The 20,239-nt window shown below is 39.2% G+C and carries 16 protein-coding genes; all 16 read left to right on the top strand.

Translation table 11 applies throughout. The features are described 5' to 3' along the window. Positions 1-7: 7 nt before the first annotated feature. The 16 genes from ACO1D1_RS22325 to ACO1D1_RS22400 all read left to right on the top strand — a co-directional run bounded on the left by ACO1D1_RS22325 (position 8) and on the right by ACO1D1_RS22400 (position 20,181). Positions 8-1,000 (top strand): ABC transporter permease, encoded by a 993-nt coding sequence (locus ACO1D1_RS22325; RefSeq protein WP_423337161.1) that lies wholly within the window; start codon positions 8-10, stop codon positions 998-1,000. A gap of 25 nt (positions 1,001-1,025) precedes the next feature. Next, positions 1,026-2,723 (top strand): extracellular solute-binding protein, encoded by a 1,698-nt coding sequence (locus ACO1D1_RS22330; protein ID WP_423337162.1) that lies wholly within the window; start codon positions 1,026-1,028, stop codon positions 2,721-2,723. Positions 2,724-2,834: 111 nt separating this feature from the next. Then, the gene (locus tag ACO1D1_RS22335) at positions 2,835-3,731 is read left to right on the top strand and encodes a carbohydrate ABC transporter permease (RefSeq protein WP_149871828.1); all 897 of its coding nucleotides are present in this window, start codon (positions 2,835-2,837) and stop codon (positions 3,729-3,731) included. Positions 3,732-3,752: 21 nt separating this feature from the next. Next, on the top strand, positions 3,753-5,564 hold the full coding sequence (locus ACO1D1_RS22340; protein WP_423337163.1) for a LamG-like jellyroll fold domain-containing protein: 1,812 nt from the start codon (positions 3,753-3,755) through the stop codon (positions 5,562-5,564). Between the two features lie 21 nt (positions 5,565-5,585). After that, positions 5,586-7,250 (top strand): S-layer protein, encoded by a 1,665-nt coding sequence (locus tag ACO1D1_RS22345; protein ID WP_423337164.1) that lies wholly within the window; start codon positions 5,586-5,588, stop codon positions 7,248-7,250. A gap of 291 nt (positions 7,251-7,541) precedes the next feature. Next, positions 7,542-8,345 (top strand): DeoR/GlpR family DNA-binding transcription regulator, encoded by an 804-nt coding sequence (locus ACO1D1_RS22350; RefSeq protein WP_423337165.1) that lies wholly within the window; start codon positions 7,542-7,544, stop codon positions 8,343-8,345. Then, positions 8,335-9,360 carry a histidinol phosphate phosphatase domain-containing protein gene (locus ACO1D1_RS22355; protein WP_423337166.1) on the top strand — a complete coding sequence of 342 codons (1,026 nt, stop codon included), beginning with the start codon at positions 8,335-8,337 and terminating at the stop codon, positions 9,358-9,360. Before ACO1D1_RS22350 ends, ACO1D1_RS22355 begins: the two co-directional genes overlap by 11 nt. Before the next feature lie 66 nt (positions 9,361-9,426). Continuing rightward, complete coding sequence (locus ACO1D1_RS22360; RefSeq protein ID WP_423337167.1) at positions 9,427-9,945, top strand: MgtC/SapB family protein; 519 nt, start codon at positions 9,427-9,429, stop codon at positions 9,943-9,945. Between the two features lie 195 nt (positions 9,946-10,140). Then, positions 10,141-10,905, top strand: a complete 765-nt coding sequence (locus ACO1D1_RS22365; protein ID WP_423337168.1) for an endonuclease/exonuclease/phosphatase family protein — start codon at positions 10,141-10,143, stop codon at positions 10,903-10,905. Between the two features lie 14 nt (positions 10,906-10,919). Continuing rightward, a complete protein-coding gene (locus ACO1D1_RS22370) occupies positions 10,920-11,810 on the top strand; it encodes a metallophosphoesterase family protein (RefSeq protein ID WP_423337169.1) in 891 nt (296 codons plus the stop codon). 25 nt (positions 11,811-11,835) lie between these two features. Then, positions 11,836-13,104: a glycoside hydrolase family 125 protein gene (locus ACO1D1_RS22375; RefSeq protein WP_423337170.1), complete on the top strand. Its 1,269-nt coding sequence runs from the start codon at positions 11,836-11,838 to the stop codon at positions 13,102-13,104. 188 nt (positions 13,105-13,292) lie between these two features. After that, on the top strand, positions 13,293-14,561 hold the full coding sequence (locus tag ACO1D1_RS22380) for an ABC transporter substrate-binding protein (RefSeq protein ID WP_423337171.1): 1,269 nt from the start codon (positions 13,293-13,295) through the stop codon (positions 14,559-14,561). A gap of 64 nt (positions 14,562-14,625) precedes the next feature. Beyond that, positions 14,626-15,570 carry a carbohydrate ABC transporter permease gene (locus tag ACO1D1_RS22385; RefSeq protein ID WP_423337172.1) on the top strand — a complete coding sequence of 315 codons (945 nt, stop codon included), beginning with the start codon at positions 14,626-14,628 and terminating at the stop codon, positions 15,568-15,570. Next, the gene (locus ACO1D1_RS22390; RefSeq protein WP_149871820.1) at positions 15,570-16,397 is read left to right on the top strand and encodes a carbohydrate ABC transporter permease; all 828 of its coding nucleotides are present in this window, start codon (positions 15,570-15,572) and stop codon (positions 16,395-16,397) included. Before ACO1D1_RS22385 ends, ACO1D1_RS22390 begins: the two co-directional genes overlap by 1 nt. Positions 16,398-16,416: 19 nt before the next feature. After that, positions 16,417-17,016: a DUF624 domain-containing protein gene (locus tag ACO1D1_RS22395; protein WP_423337173.1), complete on the top strand. Its 600-nt coding sequence runs from the start codon at positions 16,417-16,419 to the stop codon at positions 17,014-17,016. 51 nt (positions 17,017-17,067) lie between these two features. Continuing rightward, positions 17,068-20,181 carry an alpha-mannosidase gene (locus ACO1D1_RS22400; RefSeq protein ID WP_423337174.1) on the top strand — a complete coding sequence of 1,038 codons (3,114 nt, stop codon included), beginning with the start codon at positions 17,068-17,070 and terminating at the stop codon, positions 20,179-20,181. Positions 20,182-20,239: the final 58 nt, after the last annotated feature.

The raw sequence follows: 20,239 nt of genomic DNA on the forward strand, positions 1-20,239 counted from the left end.
GTACCACATGGAGATTACGACAAACAAAAATATAGGACCGGGTGCTGGGGTGAATAAAAGCAAAAGGAAAAAGAAGAACACTGTAAAGCCAATGAAGTTCACCTGGAAAAATATTTGGAAGCACCGGGCTATGTATATTATGCTTCTGCCTTGTATAACGTTTTTCATCATCTTTTCTTATATGCCGATGGCTGGGATGGTACTGGCATTTAAAGAGTTTCGTTTTGATACGGGAATCTTTGGTGGCCCTTGGGTTGGGTTTAAATATTTTGAACGTTTTTTCCAGGATCCCCAAAGTTGGAATTATGTTAAAAATACGCTCATTATCAGCGGAATGAAGTTAATACTAGCCATGCCATTTCCGATTATATTAGCTCTTTTATTTAATGAACTAAAAAGCAATAAACTTAGAAGTTTCTTTCAAAGTATTTCTTACTTGCCGCATTTTTTATCATGGGTGGTAGTTGTCGGGATTATCCAAAGTATATTAGCGCCAAATACAGGATTACTAAACGAATTAATTTCCTTTATGGGAGGTGATGGAAGTACCTATTTCTTAATGGAGGAAAAGAATTTTCACTCGATTATGTTTTGGAGTTATGTGTGGAAGGATATTGGCTGGAGTTCGATTATCTACTTTGCGGCCATTGCCGGTATTGATCCCGCTCTTTACGAAGCGGCGGCCATTGATGGAGCAAACAGGTTAAGACAAATTTGGCATATCACCCTAACTGGAATCAGGCCTACTATCTTAATTCTATTTATTCTATCGTTAGGGAATATTCTATCTGCAGGGTTTGATCAGATTTATTTATTGAAAACACCAGGAAATGCAGAGGTTGCTGAAATTATTGATACGTATGTTATACGTACTGGTCTTCAAAGCGGTCAATTTGGTTATGCGACAGCCGTTGGGATGATGCAGGGGATTGTTGGCTTGGTTGTGGTGCTTATTGTGAACCGATTTGCAAATAAAAAATTTAATACCTCATTATGGTAAAAAAATTATAGGGGGAGAAATTTATATGAAGAGAGTTTCATTTAAATTTTTGACGTTGATTTTGATAGGCATTTTAATGCTTACTGCATGTACAGATTCGAAGAAGAGCTCCAGCGAAAGCCGTGAAAAACCAAAGGAAGCTCCAAAAACATGGATCGCAGATCGCACGATTAAAGGACTGGTATTTATGAGTGATGGTGACGTTTCTGCTGGAATGAATCCGGAAATTGCTAAAGAGTTAAAGAAAAGAACCGGGATTACATTAGAATTGCAAGGGATTACTGTGGATGACTCAACAGAAGCCTTGACTGCAGGACTTGCGTCGGGCGATTTACCGGACTTTGTTGCCTTTTATTTGGATCACAGCGGACGTCCTGAAATGCAAATTTTATTAAAAGCTGCACGGGAAGGAATGTTCCATGATTTAACACCTATGTTGAAAGATTCAAAGGTTTATAGCAAGTATTTCGAAGAAGGGTACTTACCAGCTGACACGAAAAACAATATTATGTTTAGACCTGAATTTAAAGGTGCTTCTTATTTCGTTCATATGGCCATTGACCGTGAACCTGGCACAGTATCTCGTAAATATGTTGGCGGTCCATATATCTTAAAGGATATTGTTGACAAATTAGGTATTAATCCTGCAGAAATCGATACGCATGAAAAATTACGTGCGCTGGCAGAGCAGATTAAAGCAGCTAACTTTAAAGATGTTAACGGCAAACCAATCACCCCAATTGGTCCTACAGTATGGGGTGGAGCAGATAGAGACTTCATATTTAATGACCTTATCTGGACAGGTACAAAAGGTGAGAAATTCTTAAAAGATAAAGACGGACAGATTAAGCACGAATCGCAAACAGATTACGGTTTAGAACGTGTTAAGTTTGTGCAAGGATTATTAAAAGACGGTCTGCTTCATCCAGAGTTCTTTACAATGGCTGAAAACAAAGCCAAGGAAGGCGTTGTTAATAAATCCTTTGGGATTGTTTCCGATATGCATAACTTTGTAGTAGAAAACTCTGATATGAAATATGTCCCGCTTGGACCCATCGATACCGTCCAAGGAGACTATCAAATGGAATTACCTTATAAATCCGGATATGCGGGATGGTCCATTCCAACTACAACAGATCATCCGGAAGATATTGTGAAGCTGGCAGATTATTTAGCAAGCCGTGAAGGTAAATTGCTCGCTCAATATGGTCTTGAAGGAAGAGACTATACACTTGATGAAAAAGGTAATCCAGTTGTTAAAAAAGAAGTCCTTGAATTAAAAGAAAAAAATCCAGAAAAAGCTCAGAAGCTAGGCTTTAGAGGTGTTCGTTCTTACTGGGCTGAGCATCTTGGCTTTACAGATATCGACAATATGGCAGACTTTGGTGAATTCGAATATGGTGAAAGAGTTTCCGGTGAAGATACAGCAGCCGCGGATAAAATTATCAAGCTATGGAATTATGACGAGAAGTTAAAGAATGCAAAAATAGTTGACGGATCGACCCCAAAATCATTTATTTTTGAATTTGAAAACGGTGAGAATCTCAACATTGCTTTAGACACTTACAATGAAAATTTATTACGTGCTTACTATAGTAAATCAGAAAGTGAAGCAAAGAAAATTCTAAGCGATTCTAAGAAGCTTTTAGAAAAAGCAGGCTTAAACGATTATATCAAATTGATTGAGAAGAAAGAAAAAGAAGGTACCACCATTAGGTATTAATTGAAAAGCGCTGGCGTTCTGATGTAAGCGCCAGCGCTTGGCAGCATGAACAGGCTTCCTTTCTATTTAGAAAGAGAGGAGGCCTATTTTTCTAAATTGGGAGGGATATCCATGTATCGCAAGAGCCGAAAGTCATGGAGCATTTATCAGATTATTACCATTTTGCTGGTGGCATTACTTTGCTTATCTATTATTCTCCCTTTTATAAATATTTTGGCGCTATCATTCAATGAAGGAACAGATGCACAAAAAGGCGGAATCTATTTTTTTCCCAGAGAATTTAGCTTTGAGAATTATTTAGAGGTGATTAAACAATCAACTGTTTTAAATGCATTATGGATCAGTGTGTTTAGGACAGTAGTTGGTACGGCTATAAGTGTGTTGTTAACGGCGATGGCCGCCTATGCGCTCACTACAAGGACGTTACCAGGAAGAAAGGTTATTACCTTTTTTATTTTTTTCACGATGTTATTTAGCGGTGGTATTATTCCGTATTATTTGGTTCTAACAGAGCTGCATTTAACTAATAGTATATGGGTTTATATTATTCCGAGTCTTTATAGTGTGTGGAATATTTTGATCATGAGGACGTTTTTCAGTCAACTTCCGGAAAGTATCATGGAAGCAGCCCGCATTGATGGCTGTACTGAATTTCAAATATTTTTCCGAATTGTTCTTCCAATGAGTAGACCAGTTATCGCCACAATTGGACTATTTAATGCCGTGGGCCATTGGAATGATTGGTTTTCCGGCGCCTTCTATGTTCGGGATCCCCAATTAAAACCATTAGCTACACTTTTACAAGAAATGCTGACGAAGCAGCAAGCAATCGCCGATGCCCTATTAAGAAATTCAGGCGCCTATGCAGCGTTGGAAAAGATAACGGTAACAGGTGATTCATTGAAAATGGCTACTATTATTATTGTTGTAGCACCAATTATTATTATCTATCCGTTTATCCAAAAACATTTTACAAAAGGGGTCAATATTGGTTCGGTGAAAGAATAAGATTGGGAGGAGATTTAGAGTATGGCAATGAAAAAAGCACTAATAGGTTTATCTATTCTTTGTATGATGGTTCCAAGCATGACCACAAATGCAGAGGCTAAAGCTCATGGAGCTAAAAAAGAATCTAAAAGCAGTATTATGGCAGATTGGAAATTTTCAAAGGACTATGTGAAAAGCGGTGCAATCGAAACTGGTGATATCATTATTCAAGACGCTAGTAAAAATGGAAATGACCTAGAATTAGTGACAGTTGGGGACTTATCTTCACCTGAATTAGAAGGAATGATGAAATGGTCAGAAGATGATTATGATCATCTAGCAAATGTAGATAGCCTACAATTCTCTAATTCTAAAAAAGCTTCAGCAGGAAGATATTTCAAAACGATTAAAGATGCACCGATTAATTCTGAGGAATTTAAAGATGGATTTACCATCGAGGCTATTTTTAAATTACCAAGCAATTTTACTAGTAATTTACATAGCTGGATGGGGATTTTAACAAGGCAAGGGCAGGCTGCAGACATAAATAAACTGGATGGCGAGAAAGAAATCTTGTCTACCTTATCCGTATCCAATGATAAAGAAATTCAATGGACAAGCCATCCGACTAATTTGAACTATAATGAAACGAACTGGTCGCGGTCGTTAAATACAGATGAATGGTATCATTTGGCGGTCGTGAATGATGGGGAAACATCGACTTTAACTGTAAATGGTGTAAGTGATTACGGGAAGTCGATAAAGGTCAAAGGAATTGCCACTGTAGAAGGAAAGGGCTGGAATATAGGTGCTTCTGAGTGGGGAAATGAATTAGATGCCTTATTCGCAGGTAACATTCAAGAAATACGAGTAGCTAATAAGGCGTTGGACGAAAAAGATTGGCTTATTCCAGATGCTCGTGATGCTCAACCTGTTGAAGGAACAAATGATAATATCCCACTTTTAACAAATAAGAAGAATTATAATTTTCTTTTTGTTCCGGACACACAAAAATACTCGAATATGAATCCAGAGATTTTTGATAGCCAAATGAAATGGATTGCAAAAAACAACAAGAAAAACAATATTGCGATGAACGCATTTGTTGGGGACATTGTCGATAGTAATGCCGAGGAACAATGGAAAAATTCCCTTCAATCTATTTCCTATTTAGATAAGAGTAATATTCCTTATGTAATGACGGCGGGAAATCATGATTATGCAAGCGGAGATCCTTACCTGACCTATTATGGACCGCAGCGTTTTGCCGATAAAAACTACTATCAAGGTTCGTCTCCTTCAGGATACGGCTCTTATGCGCTAGTAAAGGCGGGCAGCTATGAATACCTGTTTTTAATGGTGGATATGAAGAATCTTCAAACAGATTTAGAATGGTCAAAATCAATTTTAAATCAACACAAAAATAATCCAACCATCATTGTCTCTCATGATGTGATTTATCCGGAGACGGTAGATAATAAAGCCGTTGCGGTGGAATCAAGCAGGGGGAAAATCATTTGGAATGAACTTGTCAATGAAAATAATCAAGTATTTATGACAGTAAACGGCCATTATTTTGGGATTACCCATCAGGTTAAACAAAATGCAGCCGGAAACGATGTCATACAAATGTTGGTCAACTATCAGTATGACTATCGAGGCGGAAATGGCTGGCTGAGACTTGTAGAATTTGATGAAGCGAAGAACAAACTGTTTTTCCGTACCTACTCACCATTTGTAGAGGAAATGTCAAAGAAAGAAAAAACGTATATTGACTTCAAATATTTAACAAATGAATATAACTTATTTGATTTAGATCTTAATTTTAAAAAGAGATTTAACATAAATAAATGATGAATAGGGGGATTAATAATCATGAGGAATAAACTAAAGACTTTTCTTTGTAGTTCGATTGCTGTGTTCACTCTGTCACAGGGAATAATGACCGTATCAGCAAAGTCAATAGATTCTCACAAGGAAGCCGGCAGATGGATGTCCGGGGATTACCATATCCATACCATTCAATCAAGTGATGCATCAGAGCCGTTTATGAAACTGGAAAATATATTGAATGCTGCCTTCCGTGAGGATATTAACCTAATGCCTGCTGAAACAGTGGTAAAGCTAAAATACGGCGAGTCTCTTGACTATATTATGCTGACTGACCATTTGCGTAATTCGCCGCGAGATCCCGATGGTAATGAAAAACCTACAGCACGCTTTGAAGCCATGCAAGATCAGCTGGCAAAAATCCGTTCATTGCAGGCGGCTGGAAAATACACTGGCAAGATAATTTATCCCGGTTTTGAGTGGGATATGATGGATTTGGATCATGGTTCAGTCGCTATTATTGATTCCAACAGTAATAACATACCATTTGATGCCATCCGCCAGTTTGAATGGCTATACAGCTATGATACAAGTACGGACAAGTTTACATCAAACGAAGCCGAGCTATGGGGAGAAAGACCGGATAAGAATAAGCTGAAATCGGATAAAAGCAAAACGTTTGAAGCGATTAAATGGTTAAAAGACAATTATCCTGAAAGCTTTGTATTGCCGAATCATCCGTCCCGTCACAATGGGGGCGGCGGAGAAGTTACTATAGAAGATCTCCGTAAGATGAATGATATTGCTCCAGATATTGTCTTTGGTATGGAGGGAATGCCGGGAAATCAGATGGCTGCAAGCTTTAACCGATCTGAGCTTTCTGATATATATGGTGGTGTGGATGTGATGGTCGCCAAGGTAGGGGGCGCATGGGATGCCATGCTTGGAGAAGGGCGCCATTTCTGGAATTTTACTAATTCGGACTTCCATTTCAAAGTCAGCAGCAACCGCAAATATTCAAGCGGCTATTGGCCAAGCGAATACCAAAGAAACTATACTTGGGTCGAGGGCAATCAGTTCAAGGATGTCGTAGAGGGCATGCGTTCGGGTAAAGCCTTCGGCGTATATGGCGACCTCATTAATGCACTGGAGTTCAATGTGGAAGGAAAGAAAAAGCAAGCGGAGATGGGCGAGGATTTACAAGTGTCTAAAGGTGATCAAACCACTATCACTATTCGCTTTAAGAGTCCGGAGTACAATAATTACGATCCAATTACTGCTCATAACACGTCTGTTACGAATAAGGTCAAGGTTGATCATATTGATTTAATTTCTGGCGAGGTAACCGGCAAGATTGACAAGAGCCAATATGCCAGCAATACGACGAATGATACGACTAAAGTCGTTAAGCGCTTTACCGAGAAAGACTGGGGTAAGCCAGATAAAGAGGGCTATTACACTATAAAATACAAAGTAAAGGCAGATACTAACCGTTATTATCGTCTGCGCGGTACCAACCTTGGCATGAATGTAAAGGGCTTTATGAAAGATGGGGAGCCGCTGATGGATCAATCCTTTGACTATGAAGGGACTCCTACACCACTGGAGAATGAGGAACGCTTCAACAATATTAATGACCGTAATTACACCAGTATGTGGTTTTATTCTAATCCGATCTTTGTTAATATTAAGGGGTCAAACCACCATTAAGGGGCGGGGGATTATGTCGCTTGCTTAAATAAGTGAAGTGGGAAGTTTTCCCTTCCAATACAAGCCTAGGGAGAAGGTCTTCGTCATATTGATGGAGACCTTTTTCATGATGTAACTTAGTAATGCTTGCCTTCCTGTAAGCGGTTGAAATTTGAATTTACAAATCATAATATGTTTGATATTATTTGTTTGTGGAAGTTTAATGGGATAAACAAACATAAACAAGTGAATTCCAAACATAAACAAGTGAATTCCAAACATAGATAAGAATGAAGGATGTGACTTTGAAACATGACTTTCTTGCTAAATGAGCGTCAGCAGTTAATTTTGGAAACATTAAATCAAGAGAAGAAAGTAGTGGTTGCTTCTCTTGCAAGAGAATTAGGGGTAGCGCCTGAGACCATCCGCCGTGATTTGGATACATTAGAAAAGGAAAAGAAGCTTAAAAGGGTTCATGGGGGTGCTGTTCTATACCTGCAAACCAATAATGAACCGATGTTGGTTCAAAAAATGAGTGTGAGAGCGGAGGAAAAAGCAGCCATCGGCAGAAAAGCAGCTGAATTTATTCAGGACGGAGATACTATTATGCTGGGGGCCGGGACAACGGTCTTACAGCTGGCAAAAGCAATTACGGGTATTAAATTATTAACGATCGTGACGAATTCCCTCGCTGCTGCTGAAGAACTAAATAATCGTTTGGAAAAACGGGAGTTTGATGGAAAAGTCATTGTTTTAGGCGGGATGACGAATCCGGAGCAAAAGTCGATTGTCGGGGCATTAACCTGTAAGATGCTGGAGTCCTTTCGCTTTGATAAATTATTTCTGCCATGCGGCGGTGTCACTTCCGGTCATGTCAGCGACTTTAACTTTGAGGACTGCATAGTTTCTACCGCTATGGTGGAAAGGGCGAATCAAGTCTATTTACTGGCGGATTCCTCGAAGATTGAGAATGAATCATTTTTCAAAATCTGCTCGTTATCAAAGGTTGATTATATTATTTCAGATGGGGACATGCCGTTATCCTGGCAGAAACAAGAGCTGGATACGATGCTCCAATGGATTAGGGCAACAGGAGGAGAAAACAATGAAGGTTGATTACCATTTACATCTTGAAGAAGGGCCGTATTCATTGCGCTGGCTCGATCGAACAAACATGGCATTAGATCATTTTTATCCTATTCCGTATGAGAGACATACCATGGAATGGCTTCATGAAAGTATGCAGCGTTTAAATAACCGAGTAGAAAAGGGTTCGTATGATGCCTCTTGGATTGACCTCTATTTACAGGAAGCGAAACGCAAGGGCCTGCGTGAGGTAGGAATTGTCGATCACTTATATCGCTTTAAAGAAACAAAGGCTTATTTCGAAAAATACGTAGATATTAGTGATACAGAGCTTGGGAATTTGCAAAGAAAATGGTTGAACCAGGTTATGACCGAATCGATGGGGGATTTTGTCCAAGCGATTACGGAGGCGAAACCACGCTGGGCTGCCGAAGGAATTACCCTTCGCATGGGCATCGAAGCCGATTATTTTCCGGGCGGCGAAGAGGAATTAAAGGAACTCCTCAGTGCCTATGAGTGGGACTATGTGAATGGATCGGTTCATTTTTTCAACGGCTGGGGCTTCGATAATCCTGAGACACAGCACCTTTTTGCCAATTATGAGTTGAACACGCTCTATAAGGACTTTTTTGAGGTTGTCGAAAAAGCCATCCGCAGTAACATCTTTAATTTTGTGTCTCATTTGGATAATTTAAAAGTGTTCAATTTCCGTCCAAATGAAAGCAGCCTGATTCCGCATTATGAAAAAATTGCTGAGGCCTTAGTGGAAACAGATACAGCTACGGAAATCAATGCGGGATTATATTATCGCTATCCGGTCAGGGAAATGTGTCCAAGTCCGAAATTTCTGGATATACTCGTGGGCAAAGGGGTTAGCTTTACTACCTCATCAGATTCTCATTTCCCAGACGATATTGGCGCCTATATTGACTTGAATACTGAAACACTGCTAAATAAGGGAATTACGAAAATAGCAACCTTTGAACAACGTGAAAGAATTATGAAACCATTGGGCGAGATGGTGAAACATACCGCAAAGGTTTAATCATACATCAAAGGCAGCCTCTCCTATAGATAGACAAATGGACTGTCTGTGAAGGAGGATAAGGAAATGGAACATTTGGGAATTCTATATGAAGGGCATATGATAAAAAATATCGAGCTCTATCTTCGGCTTGTTATCAGTGCTCTTTTCGGAATGTTTATTGGCTGGGACAGAAGTGCAAAAAACAAGCCAGCCGGGTTAAAAACATTTATGTATGTTTCAGTATCCTGTACATTAATTACCATTATCTCCATCTATAGCGTTGAGATTTTTGGTGATTCGAATGCGAATAATCGAATGGATCCGATGCGTCTGTCAGCTCAAATTGTGTCGGGCTTAGGTTTCCTAGGTGCCGGTTTGATTATTAAAGACGGTGTACGTGTAAAAGGGTTAACTACCGCAGCAATGGTGTTTTTTGCCGGCGGCGTGGGAATTGGAATTGGTGCTGGATTTTATGGAATTGTTTTTGCTGCTGTGTTCATTACGTTTATTTTAGCGAAAATCGGCCTCTTGATCGAGAAAAGACAAACACGATCTATGAGAAACAAAGAGCAGCAGGGAAGTCAGAAAAAAACAGGATCATGATAAGTTTCAGCTTTGAGAAATGTCCATCTCCAGCGCCCTAGCACTTTTCTAACAATCGAATCGCAGTTATCCACCATAATTTCGCCTCGTTCGTTACGTTTTTTGTCATAAAGCTGAATGAAATAGACGGGGAGGCGAATTATACTAATCTATGAATATGGTTTAGTCAAAAAGCTTAGGAAAGCAGGTGATAGATTGGATTTACTCATTATGACTTTTAATCTAAGATATGATAACCCAGAAGACGGTGAGAATAGCTGGTCTAATCGTAAAGCCAAAGCGGCAGAAATCATTAAACAGGAGCAGCCGGCGATCATTGGTACACAGGAGTTGCTTCCTGCGATGATCAAAGATTTAGATGAATTGCTAACAGAATATAATTGGTTTGGACAGCCACGACAAAGTAACGATGAGCATAGTGCGATTTTTTATAAAAAAGACAAGGTTGAGCTTGTGAAAAGTGGTACATTCTGGTTATCGGAGACTCCTACGGTAGAAGCAAGCATTAGTTGGGATTCGGCGCTGCCACGAATTTGTACATGGGGCGAATTTATCTGCCTATGCAGCGCTCAAAAATTTAGGGTTTTTAACACCCATCTGGATCACATCAGTGAAGAAGCACGGATAAAGGGTGTACGGGTTATTGAAGCCTCTATGGATGCCTTAAATGAAAGTGAACCTCTCCCTGCGATATTGACAGGTGATTTTAATGCAGAGCCAGCAAGTGATGAAGTGAAATTTTGGAAAGACAAACGGTTCACAAGTATTTATTCTGTTATGAAGATTCAAGGGGCCGGATTAACGTTTCATGATTTCGAAGGCGGTTTCGTCGGCGAGCCGATTGACTATATATTTGTTTCAAAAAACATAAAAATCGAGAGTGGCACGATTATCCATTCGAAGGTGGAGAACGGGTATCCGTCCGATCATTATCCGGTATCCGCAATTGTGAAAATTTAAGGGAGTGATTCATAGTGCAATTAAAAATGGGGAAAGACGGTTCGTTTAAAATATTACAATTAACAGATTTACACGTTGGCTCCATGCCATTCAATGAACAAGATTTACAAACATTTGAGCACATAAAGGATATGACGGAAAAAGCAAATCCCGATCTGATTGTCATTAGTGGTGATCTTGTCTGGTCGGAAGGAGTTCCAAATCCACAAGACAGCTTTACGGCCATAGTTTCCGTATTAAATGAGTTGGAAACACCAATCGCCATCACTTACGGCAATCATGATACAGAAGAGAGAATTACCCGTTCTGATTTACGCAATTTGGAAAGTCAGATCCATTTGTTAGCGGAAAAGAAATATTCCCATGTAGTGGAGGACAGGGAATCTTATTGTGTCGAGATCACTAAAGAGGATGGAACGGTGTCGAATGTATTGTATATACTCGACAGCGGGGCAGAGGACCCATTAAAAATCGGCCAGTATGAGTATGTTCACCCGGATCAAGTGACTTGGTTTAATGAAGTATCACGTAAATATCAAAATAGAATAAACGATTTTAAACCAGACGTGCTTTTCCTTCATATTCCACTACTTGAATATAAGGAAGCATTTTGCAATGGGCAAGTCAGCGGGACGAAATATGAGGATATTTCTTCACCAGTGATTAATACAGGTCTCTATACATCCTTATTGATTAACGGAAAGGTTGCAGGCGTATTTTGCGGCCATGATCACGATAATGACTTTGTTGCCGATTATCAAAGGATCAAATTAGGCTTTGGAAGAATCAGCGGCTTTAATTGCTATGGGGAGCTGACTCGCGGTGCTCGTGTGTTTACGCTTTATGCTGATAAAGAGTTTGAGACAAGCATCATCGAAACAGAAAAGTTTTTAACCGTTAAGTAAGAAAATGAGTGGAGGAGTGTGCTCTTTGTACCAAGAAATTATTGCCGAAGCCAATCAGATTGTAAGAGAGTCTATTGATGACCCAAAAGTGACAGCAATGTTTGAAAACTGTTTTGGTGATACATTGACCAAAACAACTAAGTATTTGGATGATGGAACGGTCTTTTTGGTGACGGGTGACATACCGGCCATGTGGTTAAGGGATTCTTCGCTTCAATTAAGACCTTATTTACCTTTCCTTGGCAAATACAAGGAATTGGACCAGCTGGTTAAAGGTGTGATCAATCGTCAAATCGATTTCATTATGAAAGATCCTTATGCGAATGCGTTTAATGAGACGGCGAATGGGAACAGATGGGATGATGATATCCCGCTGCAAGAGCCTTCTATCTGGGAACAGAAATATGAAATAGATTCCGTCTGTTTCCCGTTTCAATTAGCCTATCAATATTGGAAGTATACCGGGGACACTAGCATTTTTACAGAAACATTTAAAAAGGCGGCACAAACAGTTCTATCACTATGGAAGGTCGAGCAAAATCATACCGACTTTTCTACCTATTCGTTTCAAAGACCAGAAACCGAGGATCTTTGTAATGATGGGAAAGGGTCGCCGGTTGGCTATACAGGGATGACCTGGTCTGGTTTCCGGCCGAGTGATGATGCTTGTGTCTATCATTATTTAATTCCTAGTAATCTATTTGCGATAAGAATATTAGAAATTATGTCAGAAATTTTCGAAGATATTTATCAGGATGGGGCGTTACAATTAGCGGCCAAGAATTTGTCAGCAGAAATTTCTTATGGCATTCAACAATATGGGGAAATCAAGAATGATGCCGGCCAATCGATGTACGCATATGAAGTAGACGGATTAGGGAATCATCTGTTAATGGATGATAGCAATATGCCAAGTCTATTATCTTTGCCGATGCTGACAAACATGGAAAAGACAGATGAAAAATATCAAACGACACGGAATTTTGTCCTAAGTAAACAGAATCCCTATTACTTTGAAGGAACATGTGCGCGTGGCGTTGGCAGCCCGCATACTCCAGATGGCTATATTTGGCCGATCGCTCTAGCAGTAGAAGGGATTACGGGAAATTGTCAAAGGGAAAAGTGGGAAAAGATTCAATTAATTTGTCAGAATGATGCGAATACAAACCAAGCGCATGAATCTTTTGATTGTCATGATTCTACTCAGTTTACGAGAGAGTGGTTTTCTTGGGCGAATGCGATGTTTTGTGAATTAGTGCTAGATTATTGCGGCCGCCAAGTAAGGTACAAATAGGCACATAGAAAGGATGGACGACAAAAAAAGTAGAAAAATAGCGAATTTTATAACTTTTAAACGATTTGTCGGTGACGAAAAATGTCATTAGAGCCTTTGAAAGCGCAATCACAAGTTTGTATTATTAAGATGTAATCAATTTATTTGATAGATTGCAATTTATAAGTACATTAGGAGGGTAAAAGGCAATGGGTAACAGAAAAAGGAATAAGTTTTTATATCTTTTCAGTGGTTTACTAGTTTTAATGTTCGCTTTAGCTGGATGTGGTGCATCTGACAATGCAAGCAGCAAATCTTCAGATGGCAAAACGAATTTAACTATTCATTATTATGTGGGTGCCATCAGTAAAGGTTCGATTGATGCAGCTAAAAAGAACTTTCCAAAATACAATTTAGACTTTGTGGAACTACCGGCAGATAGTAACTATGATGTAAAGTTAAAAACAAGCCTGAATTCAAAATCAGCGCCGGATATTGCAACAGTTAACAGCAATATTCAAGACTTCCTTCCGTATGCTAATAAGTTTGTAAACTTATTAGATTATGGTGCAAATGATCTGGCTGACCAGTATGTTGAGTGGAAATGGGAATCAGCAAAAACGGGTGATAAGAAAAGCATGATTGCTATGCCTTTGGATATTGGTCCTACTGGATTATTCTATCGTGAGGATTTGTTTAAAGAAGCAGGATTACCGACAGATCCTAAAGAAGTTTCCGCTAAAATTGTTACCACAGATGATTATTTAGCTGCTGCAAAACAAATGAAAGAAAAGATTGATAAGCCAATGTTCCTTTCCGCTGTTGGAATTCTTGGGGAACGATACAGAGCACTTGATTCTGGTATGTATAATGAAGACGGAAAATTAATCTTAGCTGATGGAAAGTTGAAAACGGAATGGGATTTTGTTGTAAAAGCGATTAATGAAGGTTACACTTTGGGAACAAAATCAAATTCCATTGACAACGTAAATGCGATCAACGAAGGAATGTACGGTGCTTATATTGGTGCTTCTTGGGGTGTAATGGACGTTAAGGATGCTGATAAGTCAGCTGGTAAATGGCGTATTGCAAAAACCCCTGGCGGCTATTCAAACCAAGGCGGATCGTATTTAGCTGTATTAGGAAATACCAAACATCCTAAAGAGGCTGTTGAAGTAGTGAAATTCTTAACAAACGAAGCTAGTCAATTATCTAACTTAACTGAAAATAGCCTTTTCCCTTCATTGAAATCGATCTATGACAAACCAGAAATGGTGAATAAAGATGACTTCTTTGGCGGTCAAGAAATCAACGAGTACTTCATTGATGCTGCTAATAACATTACTTATGTGTATAGAGATCCTAGAGATACATCAGCATTCAGATATTTTGAAGATCAAATCACTTTAGTTGAAACACAAGGTAAGGATCCTGAAAAAGCTTGGAAAGATGCAGTGAAAAAAGCAGAAGGATTGTAAGGAAAGGGTGAGATTAAGCATATTTTATGCTTAATCTCTATTCTCTTTATATGAGGTGAAAAACATGGAGGCTATTACGAATAATATGCCAGATGACAAGAGCAATAAGAAGAAACGAACATTAAGAAGCTTTGCCGATAAAGTAACTCCTTATTTATTTATATCTCCTTTTTATATACTTTTCCTTATTTTTGGCCTATTTCCGATTGTATTCTCTGGAATACTAGCATTTAGTCAATGGGATGGTATCGGGGAGGTACAGTTTACTGGATTAGAAAACTTTCAGAAGTTAATGGCAGATACAGACTTTTGGCTATCGATTAAAAATACGTTGATTATTTGGGTCATTCAAACAGTTCCAATGCTAGTGCTCGCCTTAGTGCTCGCCTTCCTCATTAATCTTCAGTTTGTTAAGCGTAAGGAATTTTTTAAAACAACCTTTTTCTTGCCATATGTTACATCGGTTGTAGCTGTCACTATCCTATTTGGATTGATCTTCTCGAATCAAAGCGGATTGATCAATGCTGTGTTGGAAATGTTCGGGAAGGAGCCAATTGCTTTTATCGATAGTCCATTTTGGGTCCGAATCGTCATTGCTTTAGTTGGTATGTGGCAATACCTGGGGTACAACATGATTATTTACTATAGCGGCTTACAAAGGATTCCGGCTGATTATTATGAAGCAGCCATCATTGATGGGGCTTCTAAATATCAATTGTTTACTAAGATTACGATCCCATTGTTAAAACCAATTATTCTATTTACCGTGATTATGTCGACTATTGGCGGTTTACAAGTATTTGCGGAAGCGCAAGTATTAGTGCCAACCAATGCCACTGCAGAAGGTGGGTCATTAACGATTGTGTACTATATCTATCAAACCGCTTTCTTACAAAATAGATATGGTTATGGTTCTACCATTACGTGGGGATTAGTTGCCATCATACTAATCATTTCCTTAATCAACTGGTACTTAACATCATACAGAATCAAGGGGGAGGATGACTAATGAAGAAACTATCACTTTCCAATATTGTTATTAAAGTTATCTTAATCATTGGTGCCATTTTCTCATTATTCCCTTTTTACTGGATGATTGTAATGGCAAGTAGAACCAATAGTGAGATTTTCGCGATCCCGCCTCATATCACCCTTGGTACCCATTTAATGGAGAATATTAATATTGTTTTTACAGAAACAAACTTTTTTCAAGCCTTTTTAAATACATTATTTTATGCCGTGGTTGCCACGACATTGGTGCTTTTCTTTGATTCCCTAGCAGGTTATACGTTTGCCAAAATGAAGTTCAAAGGGAAAAAATTCTTGTTTGTCGCCTTATTGGCTACGATGATGATTCCTGGGCAAATCAACATTATCCCGCAATTTATCATGATGGATTTCTTTGGCTGGGTCGGTTCCTATAAGGCCTTGATTATTCCTGGAATGGCCAATGCATTCGGTATATTCTGGATTAAGCAATATTGTGAAAATGCAATTCCGGATAGTATTATTGAGGCCGCAACGATTGACGGGTGTGGTAAATTTGGAACTTATTGGAGAATTGGCGTTCCAATCTTAAAGCCTGCCATGTCCTTCTTAGCCATTTACACCTTTATTGGGGCTTGGAACGATTATACATGGCCATTAATTATCTTAAATGATGAAACAAAATATGTAATTTCGCTGGCGTTAACTAGATTACAAGGATTATATTTTACCAACTATCCACTTGTTATCACAGGTACATTAATCAGTGTGGTACCGGTATTAATTTTATTTGTCTTCTTTAGCAGACAGCTGATGGCTGGTATTACGGACGGTGCTGTTAAAGAGTAAGGAAAGGAGAGAGAGTAGGATGAAAGGGAAAATTTGGTTATGGCTGGATAAAGTAATGGACATCATACTATTGAGTTTAGTAATTCTCCTATTTTCTTTACCCGTGGTTACGATGCTGGCTTCTTTTTCTGCAGGGATACAAGTGTTTCGGAAAAAGCAGGCAGGTCAAGTGTCAGAAAATGTGTTTCGGCTGTTCTTTATCTCATTTAAGGCCATATTTTTCAAAGGCTTGATCGGTGAGCTCATGTTATGTTTATTCTATTTCATTGGGCTGGTCAATATCGAAATTGCCCGAACAGCTGCTCATTCGATGAGTATTTTCATCTATTCTATTACTGCCTTTTTCTTGCTGGTGATCACGTTAAGTGCGATCAATTATATGATTGTGATGCCCGATAAGGAACGTTCCATGAAAGAAATGCTAAAAAATAGCTTAATTATGACTTTTGTTAAATTTCCCTATTCATTCTCTATAGGAATCTGTTATGTGGTCTTAGTCCTATCGTGTATTATCTTTCCTCCGATCATGATCGTTATGATCGGTACAGTAAGTTTTATCCATCAAAGGTTTGGGAGGAAAATATGGAATGCAGCTGGCCAGGCCCTGCTTACTCCATAGATTCCCACAGCTAAAATAAGCTTCAAATAGTTACTGGAAGGTGTGTGCTAAATGTTTTACATGCTTGATAAAGTAAAAAGCAGGATTGAAGAATTAAATGACTATCGGTACCAAAATCGCGAAGGGATTAATGAATGGTTTTATAAAGAAGACGAAACAAAATCGGAAAAATATCCGCCTAAAGTAGATGAAACATGGAATGTGTTCCGCCGCGGCGAAACATGGTCAGGGAGAGACTATTACATTTGGCTTTCTAGCAAATTGTCTATTCCTGATTCAAAAGACGACGAATTCGTTTTACTGTTTAATTTCGGGAAAACTGATGGAGGAACCAACTCAGGTTTTGAATCTTTGCTGTTTATCAATGGCGTTCCCTATCAAGGAGTAGATGCGAATCATAAAGAAGTATTTATCGATAAACGATTCTATGGAACGACGATCGATTTGAGTTTGAAATTATGGTCAGGGTTAGAAGGCGGCGGTCCGCCAAGAACCATCAAGCATGACTTTAAATATAGCGATATTGCAAGCTTACAGCCGGATGTGGATGATTTATATTATACGGCCAAAATGGTTTTGGAAACGGCACAGATTCTTGATAAAAATGATCCAAATAAAGTGATTTTAGAAAAAGCATTGGCAAAGACCTTTACATGTATTGATTGGTCTGAACCTGGAAGTGAGTCCTTTTATCAATCCTGTATCGAGGCAAATGATACGATGCAGCGTGAGATTGAGAAACTGGACAAGCATACACCTGTAACGGTGACTGCGATTGGACACACGCATATCGATGTAGCCTGGTTATGGAGATTGAAACATACGAGAGAAAAGGCGGCAAGATCGTTTTCGACTGTGTTGCGTTTAATGGAACGTTATCCGGACTACTATTTCTTGCAGTCACAGCCGCAATTATATTCCTATATGAAAAAGGATTATCCGGAAATCTATGAGCAAATTAAGCAAAGAGTGGCCGATGGTTCTTGGGAAATTGACGGAGGAATGTGGCTAGAAGCGGATTGTAATATACCATCGGGCGAATCGATTGTCAGACAGTTATTGCACGGAACACAGTTCATGAAAAATGAATTTGATAAAGAACCGAACTTCTTATGGCTGCCAGATGTTTTCGGCTATTCATGGGCATTGCCGCAAATTTTGGTGAAGTCCAATCTAAAAGCCTTTATGACAACGAAGATCAGCTGGAATCAATTTAATCGGATGCCGCATGATACGTTTTGGTGGAAGGGTATTGATGGAAGCAAAATCTTAACCCATTTTATTACAACACCTGAACCTGAAGATTATGGGACCGATTCCTTCCATTATACGTATAACGGTGTATTAGAGCCAAAGACGGTAAAAGGCGTCTATGATAACTATATTGATAAGAATATTAATCAAGAAATGCTTGTCTGCTATGGCCACGGGGATGGCGGCGGCGGTGTGAATCGGGAAATGCTGGAACAGCGAAGACGTTTGGATAAAATCCCAGGACTGCCGCATGTGAAGACAGGTTCCGCTAAGCAATACTTTGAAAATCTGCGTGAGACGGTAGAAAATACGGATGAATATGTTCATACATGGGACGGGGAACTGTATCTGGAGTACCATCGCGGAACGTATACTTCTCAAGCGTTCGTTAAGAAATTTAACAGGAAGCTGGAGTTAGGGTACAGGGAAGCCGAGTTTTTAAGATTATGGGCATTAAAAGAGAATGGTCAGTATGAGTATCCAATGGACAAGCTGCATGACGGCTGGGAGATTATTCTCCGCAATCAGTTCCATGATATTATTCCAGGCTCCTCTATCCATGAGGTATATGAGGATGCGAGAATAGAGTACGGCGTGGCAACAGAAATTCTAGAGCGTATTAACGAGGAATTCCGTTGTAAAATAGTAAACAATCAATCAAACGAATGGAACATTTTTAATAGCAATGCGTGGGAGCGCAGCGACTTTGTGTTCATTCCTGAAACAACTGCAGGGTTACGTTTTGTCAATCATGCCAATCAGCCGTTAGAATCAGTTGAATTAGCGGATGGTTACCGTGTGTATGTGCCAAATATACCTTCTTTGGGCTATGAAACCATCAAAGGGTTTAGCACGAAGGAAGGTACTGCTGAAGCAGAGGTATTCATTGTAGAAGAGCGTAAAGTGGAAACGCCATTCTACGTGATTGAGTGGAATACCGACGGCCAATTAGTCGGACTCTTAGATAAAGAAACGGGAAGAGAAGTACTTGCAGGTAAAGGAAATGTATTCCAGCTTTTCGAAGATAAGCCAATGAACTTTGATGCATGGGATATCGATATTTACTATAGCGAAAAAATGAAAGAAATCACCGCAAGTGAAATTACTGTGAATAAAAAGAATCACTTGTTTGTTGAAATTGAATTTACCTATCAATTTGGCAAATCTGACATCACTCAAACGATGATCGTAAGTTCAAAATCAAAGAGAATTGATTTTAAAACAAAGGTAAATTGGAATGAACGCCAGCAATTATTGAAAGTAGCGTTCCCAGTCAACGTAAGAACAACAGAAGCAACCTATGATATCCAATTCGGGAATGTGAAGCGCCCGACACATTGGAACACAAGCTGGGATATGGCACGATTTGAATCAGTTGCCCATCAATGGGTCGACCTATCTGAATATCAATTTGGTGTGAGTCTATTGAATGACTCGAAATATGGTCATGACATTAAAGATAATGTCATCCGACTAACATTATTAAAGGGAGCTATTGATCCAGACCCGACTGCGGATGTGGGCGAGCATGAATTTACCTATAGCCTTTATCCACATAGCGGTGACTTTATTCAAGCAAATACGGTCCAAGAGGCTTGGGCGGTCAATTGCCCGCTAGAGGCAGTATCTGGAACGGTACCTTTTGTTCAACAACAGCTCATTACCTTTATGAATGAACCAAAAATCTTGATTGATGCGATTAAGAAGGCTGAAAATTCCGATGGAGTAATTGTCAGATTCCATGATTATACCGGCGGCACACAAAAAGTGACGTTCAAAGCTAATTTCCCATTCAGTTCTTGGACGGAAACCGATTTAATGGAAAATCCAATTGGTGATCTGGTATCCACAAACGAAGTGGATGTAACAGTGAAACCATTCGAAATTAAAACCTTACTGTTCACAGTATAATATTTTGTAATATTTTTCAGCCATTTAGCTGTCAAAAATGGTTATAAGTAAGATTGTT

The organism is Neobacillus sp. 19, from assembly GCF_049463095.1.
Classification (GTDB): Bacteria; Bacillota; Bacilli; order Bacillales; family Cytobacillaceae; genus Neobacillus.

Excerpts from the sequence above, each read along its gene's own strand:
- ACO1D1_RS22385 (WP_423337172.1), top strand. The coding sequence starts at position 14,626 with ATGGAGGCTATTACGAATAATATGCCAGATGACAAGAGCAATAAGAAG.
- ACO1D1_RS22335 (WP_149871828.1), top strand. The coding sequence starts at position 2,835 with ATGTATCGCAAGAGCCGAAAGTCATGGAGCATTTATCAGATTATTACC.
- ACO1D1_RS22355 (WP_423337166.1), top strand. The coding sequence starts at position 8,335 with ATGAAGGTTGATTACCATTTACATCTTGAAGAAGGGCCGTATTCATTG.
- ACO1D1_RS22360 (WP_423337167.1), top strand. The coding sequence starts at position 9,427 with ATGGAACATTTGGGAATTCTATATGAAGGGCATATGATAAAAAATATC.
- ACO1D1_RS22350 (WP_423337165.1), top strand. The coding sequence starts at position 7,542 with ATGACTTTCTTGCTAAATGAGCGTCAGCAGTTAATTTTGGAAACATTA.
- ACO1D1_RS22380 (WP_423337171.1), top strand. The coding sequence starts at position 13,293 with ATGGGTAACAGAAAAAGGAATAAGTTTTTATATCTTTTCAGTGGTTTA.
- ACO1D1_RS22325 (WP_423337161.1), top strand. The coding sequence starts at position 8 with ATGGAGATTACGACAAACAAAAATATAGGACCGGGTGCTGGGGTGAAT.
- ACO1D1_RS22330 (WP_423337162.1), top strand. The coding sequence starts at position 1,026 with ATGAAGAGAGTTTCATTTAAATTTTTGACGTTGATTTTGATAGGCATT.
- ACO1D1_RS22390 (WP_149871820.1), top strand. The coding sequence starts at position 15,570 with ATGAAGAAACTATCACTTTCCAATATTGTTATTAAAGTTATCTTAATC.
- ACO1D1_RS22340 (WP_423337163.1), top strand. The coding sequence starts at position 3,753 with ATGGCAATGAAAAAAGCACTAATAGGTTTATCTATTCTTTGTATGATG.
- ACO1D1_RS22400 (WP_423337174.1), top strand. The coding sequence starts at position 17,068 with ATGTTTTACATGCTTGATAAAGTAAAAAGCAGGATTGAAGAATTAAAT.
- ACO1D1_RS22345 (WP_423337164.1), top strand. The coding sequence starts at position 5,586 with ATGAGGAATAAACTAAAGACTTTTCTTTGTAGTTCGATTGCTGTGTTC.
- ACO1D1_RS22395 (WP_423337173.1), top strand. The coding sequence starts at position 16,417 with ATGAAAGGGAAAATTTGGTTATGGCTGGATAAAGTAATGGACATCATA.